6 protein-coding genes are annotated in these 4,666 nt (G+C 64.5%); 2 read left to right on the forward strand and 4 right to left on the reverse strand.

Annotation, left to right across the window (positions count from 1 at the left end):
* The first annotated feature begins 720 nt into the window (after positions 1 to 720).
* On the forward strand, positions 721 to 1,350 hold the full coding sequence (locus ACFDS3_RS19100) for a hypothetical protein (protein WP_375263931.1): 630 nt from the start codon (positions 721 to 723) through the stop codon (positions 1,348 to 1,350).
* Positions 1,351 to 1,422: 72 nt separating this feature from the next.
* Here the strand turns inward: ACFDS3_RS19100 and ACFDS3_RS19105 are convergent, their stop codons facing one another.
* The 4 genes from ACFDS3_RS19105 to ACFDS3_RS19120 form a co-directional block, all read right to left on the reverse strand.
* Complete coding sequence (locus ACFDS3_RS19105) at positions 1,423 to 1,848, reverse strand: hypothetical protein (protein WP_375263932.1); 426 nt, start codon at positions 1,846 to 1,848, stop codon at positions 1,423 to 1,425.
* 66 nt (positions 1,849 to 1,914) lie between these two features.
* The gene (locus ACFDS3_RS19110; RefSeq protein WP_375263933.1) at positions 1,915 to 3,072 is read right to left on the reverse strand and encodes a hypothetical protein; all 1,158 of its coding nucleotides are present in this window, start codon (positions 3,070 to 3,072) and stop codon (positions 1,915 to 1,917) included.
* Complete coding sequence (locus ACFDS3_RS19115) at positions 3,069 to 3,284, reverse strand: hypothetical protein (RefSeq protein ID WP_375263934.1); 216 nt, start codon at positions 3,282 to 3,284, stop codon at positions 3,069 to 3,071. The genes ACFDS3_RS19110 and ACFDS3_RS19115 overlap by 4 nt, the downstream gene beginning before the upstream one ends.
* Positions 3,285 to 3,333: 49 nt before the next feature.
* Entirely contained in the window at positions 3,334 to 3,861 is a 528-nt protein-coding gene (locus ACFDS3_RS19120) for a CAP domain-containing protein (RefSeq protein ID WP_375263935.1), read from the reverse strand.
* Between the two features lie 219 nt (positions 3,862 to 4,080).
* On the opposite strand from ACFDS3_RS19120, the gene ACFDS3_RS19125 reads away from it, so the two are divergent.
* Positions 4,081 to 4,524 (forward strand): hypothetical protein, encoded by a 444-nt coding sequence (locus ACFDS3_RS19125; protein ID WP_375263936.1) that lies wholly within the window; start codon positions 4,081 to 4,083, stop codon positions 4,522 to 4,524.
* Positions 4,525 to 4,666: the final 142 nt, after the last annotated feature.

Consider the following 4,666-nt stretch of genomic DNA (forward strand, 5'->3'; position numbering starts at 1 on the left):
GGGGCCGCCAGAAGGGCGTCCATTTCCGGCGCGAGCCGGGCGGCGATGGTCTGGCGGAGGTCGGGCATGAGGGCGGTCCTTCGGTATGTCCCGAGGATGATTGCCCGGCTTTGCGAAAACCGAAAGGGCGGAAGCGGCAGTAGTTGTCAATCAAGTTTCTCACGAACTAACAGGCGGTGCGCAGCTGGCGCGCGTTCAGGAGCCGAGACAGCTTCACGGCCGGGAAACGGCTCCGATGGAAGGCCAGCGGGGTTGGAGTGAGCTTCGAGAAGAACGCGTCTTTGTTCGTGTGCCCAGCCCGAAATGCGGCCGTTCGCGATCGGTGGGCCTCGGCGGGCAGGTGCGGCTCGCGCCGCCGCCCATGGGCTTGCTGTCGCGCTTGTAGGCGCCGCGCTACATCGACCTGCTTCTGGCCTTCGATCCCATATCTCCTCCGAAGATCGCTCGACGGATGCCGCCATGGCTTGCAAGAAGGGGAAAGGGGCCTCGGTTATCCACATGTTCCTGCATGCGCAGGGCGGTGCCGCGCTTCAAAAGGACTGACGCGACGGGCTAGGTTGACCTCGTAGGGCAGACCAGCGGGTCAGCGCCGCGCATCCCAGGTCAACATGGGAGCGCGGCGCACAACCCGCCCGCAGAATGGGTTTCTGTTTTTCGCAAGCCTTCGCTACCTTCCTCGAGAGTTCAACAGCGCCATGTGCGCATCCGAGGAGAGCCCCCATGGCTGACAAGACCGACGAGAAGAAGGACGCCAAGCGCAAGGACATCTGGACCTCTGCGCAGGGTAAGATCGACCCGAAGACCCTGACCAAGACCGAGAAGGGCGTGGTTTCCGCGACCATCAAGTCCGAGGGCGGCGATGAGCGCGTCGTGAAGGGTTACAACGAGAAGCAGGCCGCGGTGATCGAGAAGGCCGCCGCCTCCGGCGAGGAGATCATCCTGCGCGGCGTGCTGCTGGGCTCGGCCCAGAAGGGCACCCAGCACATCTCGGTGAAATCCGAGGGCCCGACCATGTTGAACGGCGTGGTGAGCCACATCCGCCGCAATGCCGAAGGCAAGCAGCCCTTCGTCAACATGTTCGTGCTGAACGAGGTCACCGCGAACGGCAAGGACTACAAGATCGGCAGCATCGTGCAAGCCTTCGGCGCCGATGCCGAGTCGCTCGCCGACCTGAACGAGGGCGACCGCGTCTCGATGCCCGCCCGCGAATACTCGATCAAGCGCGAGAAGGAGGGCGTGACCTCCTGGGTGGACGGCTTCCGCGCTACTGGCCCGGGCGAGGTGATCCCCGCCGCCGCGCCGGCCGAGAAGACGGCCGAGAAGGACGCCGACACCGAGCCGAGCATGTAAACGCTCAGGCGCCTGAACTGGAAACGCCGCCCCTCGGGGCGGCGCTTTTCGTTTCGACGGAGCTTGATTGCCTCAAGACCTGATGGATGACAGTAGCTGTTCCGCGGTTGCCAGGAACTGGTTACGCAATTCGATTTCATCCATGGCGCGCTGATGTTCCTCCCGGAACTCGGACTGTAGGGAACGACCAGCTTTCACCTCCATGTCAGACATGGCTTCGGCAATGGCGTCGCGCTCGTCCTCGATGATCATCGTGGCCCAGTTCGCCAACGCCTCGAGACCGATCAGCAGCTCCTGCGTCTCGCGCGCCTCGCGGCACAGCCGACGTAGATGGCCAAAGAGTGCGATGCGGGCGTCTGAGGCCTCACGGGGGAAAACGTGCCCTCTGCGCTCGAATGCGATGCCGAGACCAACGTCCTGTGCCGAGGCCGCCATGAGAGCGGCCTCGGCGCGATTGCGGGGGGTGTCGTCGTCGGTCTCGAGGGCCGGTTCGGACATATGTCTCTCCTCATTCCACGGCGGGCCGGGGAGGTGGCTGGGCCGGAACAGCGCGAGCCCTTGCCCTCAGCCCGCCTTGTGGCGGAGCTGGTAGTCGTTCGCGCCTACGAGGTGGTAGGTGCTTGCATTGGCGCGAAGGCGCACCTTGGCCTTCGCCCGGCTGTGCTGAAGCATGCGGTTGGCCGTTTCGGTCGCGATGCGGTTCTCATAGCTGTCGTCGCGCAGCAGGCGGGCGAGTTCGCTCTTGCGCAGATCGCCAATCGCCAGCCAGTCTGCCCAAGCCTTGTCCTGGATCGCTCCGGAGACGGTGACGCCGTAGACGGTGCGCTCGGACCAGCCATCGCTCACATCGGGTTGGGGCTCGCCCTGCTCGACGGCTTCGGGCGCAGCTTCGACGGCCTCGGCCACCGTTTCGACGGAAGCCTCGGGGGCCTGCTCGGCGGCAGCGGAAGCCTCGGCTTCGCTGGCAAGCCGCTCGGCGCGGATCTCGGCGGCGGCGTCGAACAGCGCGCCGAGGGTATCGGCGATCTCCGCGTCGGTGATCGGATCTTCATCCTCAGCCAGCGACGCCCATTCGTCATCGTCGGACGGGCTTGGATCCTGCTCGCCAGCGAGAGCCTCGAAGGCTTCGCGCTCAGCCGAGACGCCCTGCGCGATGGTCTGCATGTATTCCCAGCTGTCGCCGTGGTCCGGCTCGGGCGCCGATGTCGGGGCATCTTGTTCTGCGAAGATACCCCTGATCATTGCGCGGTATTTCTCGGGATCGAGGACGAGTGCCATGTGGTCGGCAGCCTCGCTGATCTCTTTGGCCTTCCCCGAGATCAGTCCGAGGTAGCGCTTGCCCGCTTCAGGGTCCTCCCACTCCAACTCCCTGTCATACTGCAGGACGCCAAGACGTCCATGCGCATCAGCCAGGAGACCGAGAGAGCGAGATAGGACCTCGATGGGGTTCGGATCGTCGAAGCGCCCCCTGTGCGGGGGCACGGAGCATTCCCGAACGAACTCGCAGAAAAGAGTATCGATCTCAGTTTCGCAATCCATGGCCGTGGGAACCGCAGGTGCCGGGGCCGGTCCATGCAAAGAGGTATCCTGAAGTTCGGCGCGCAAGGCGTCGTTCTCCGCGCGCAGAGCGGCAAGCTCCTCGCCGGATGCACCGCAGCAGGTGCCGCCCAACAGGCGGCAAATCAGGGTGCGCAGAGGAGACGCGTTCTTCTGGTCAGTCATCGGTGGTCTCGCTGTTGGAGAAGGGCAATGTCGCGCCTGAGCTCTGCCGCTTCGACATCGAAGCGCAGCAGCAGCTGTGCGGCGTAAGGGAGGTCCATCGGCCTGATGTCGCGGCCGCCATGGGGGCGGACCGTGATCAGGTCGTGATCGATGTCGATGGTCGGGGTGGGGCGTTCGGGCTGGGCCGCGAACCAGCGGAGCAGGGCGCTCATGAAAGGACGCGCGCCACGCCGCGGCGCGCCTCAGGAGTATTCGGCAAGATCACTTCTCGGCTCCGAGCATCAGCACCCAGTTGTCGCCGACCCGGCCCAGGCCGAAATCCTCGGCCCGTTCGTGCAGCGTGTTCTCGCGGTGGCCGGTCTTCGAGTTCAGCCAGGCCTCGATCACGCTCTCGTCCGACGGAAAGCCGCGCGCGAGGTTCTCGGCGATGAAGCTGTAGTCGTAGCCCGCCGCGCGGGCGCGGTCGCCGGGCGTGGAGCCGTCGGGGCCGGTGTGGCTGAGCGGTGCCGTTTGGCCCATCAGCCTGGCATAGTCGGTCGAGGCCTTGTTGAGTTTCGCATTTTCCTCAAGCTCGCGGAGGCCGTGTTCGGTGCGCACGGAGTTCAGCACGAGCTGGAAGTCCCCGTAGCCCATCGGGCCATCTGCGGTCTGGGTGAGGGCCGGAATCGGGTCCGCCTTCCAGGGGCCGAAATCGACCGGCGTGCCGTCAGCGTAGTAAGCGTCTGCGCCACCGCCACAGGCCGAAAGGGCCATGAGCGCGGGCAGGGCGAGCAAAGCGATGATACGCATGAGTGTCCCTTGTGCCTGTGCGGGCTTGTCCCCGCTTGCCTCAGTTCTAGCTACGGCTAACATTTTTCGCAAACTATATCGCGCGCGCTGTTGGCGGATCGGCGTGGTTCGGGCTTGGTGGTCTCCACCGCTGGTGCCGGCGTCGGCCCGCGCGCGGCTTGCGGTGGGGCGACAGATGGCCATGATGCCAAAAGCGGCGTTCGAGGGAGGCACGAGGCGATGATCGAAGGGTTCTTCGACGGCTACAAGAACCAGTCCCTGCGGGAGAAGAACCGGGCACTGGAGGAGAAGGACGAAGCGATCGAAAGATGGGCGGCCCGCGAAGAGGAGCTGATGCGCAAGGTGAGAGAGCTGGAAGCGGCTCTTCAAGCCCGCGACGCCGAGATCAAGATCCGGAAGATCCACTATCTCGGCTTAGAGGCAGAGCGCGATGCCATCCTCTCAGAACTCGATGACTGCTCAGGCGGTCCGGGGAAGAATCCGCTGCGCCAACCGGCCTATCAGGACACCGACTTCGTCATCGAGAATGGGCCGCGCAAAGGGCAAAAGCCGCAGCTTCGAGATCATTACTACTTCAGCAAAGTCGCTGACCTCATTTTCTCCCGGGCCCCGGAGCTAGGGAGCTGGAAAAAGCTTATTCGGGAGTGGCGCATTCACGACTAACGACGGCCTGCACTGCATTCCTTTCAGTTAGGGCCAGAGACGCGCTAGGCCGTCGAGAACCCAGGTTCCTCCAGCCCACCACTTGTGAGGGATTTTCGGAGCATGAGGCGATGTTGGGCTGTCCAGACAGGAGAGCCCGATG

This window comes from Palleronia sp. (assembly GCF_042089775.1).
In the GTDB taxonomy this organism is placed as follows: Bacteria; Pseudomonadota; Alphaproteobacteria; order Rhodobacterales; family Rhodobacteraceae; genus Palleronia.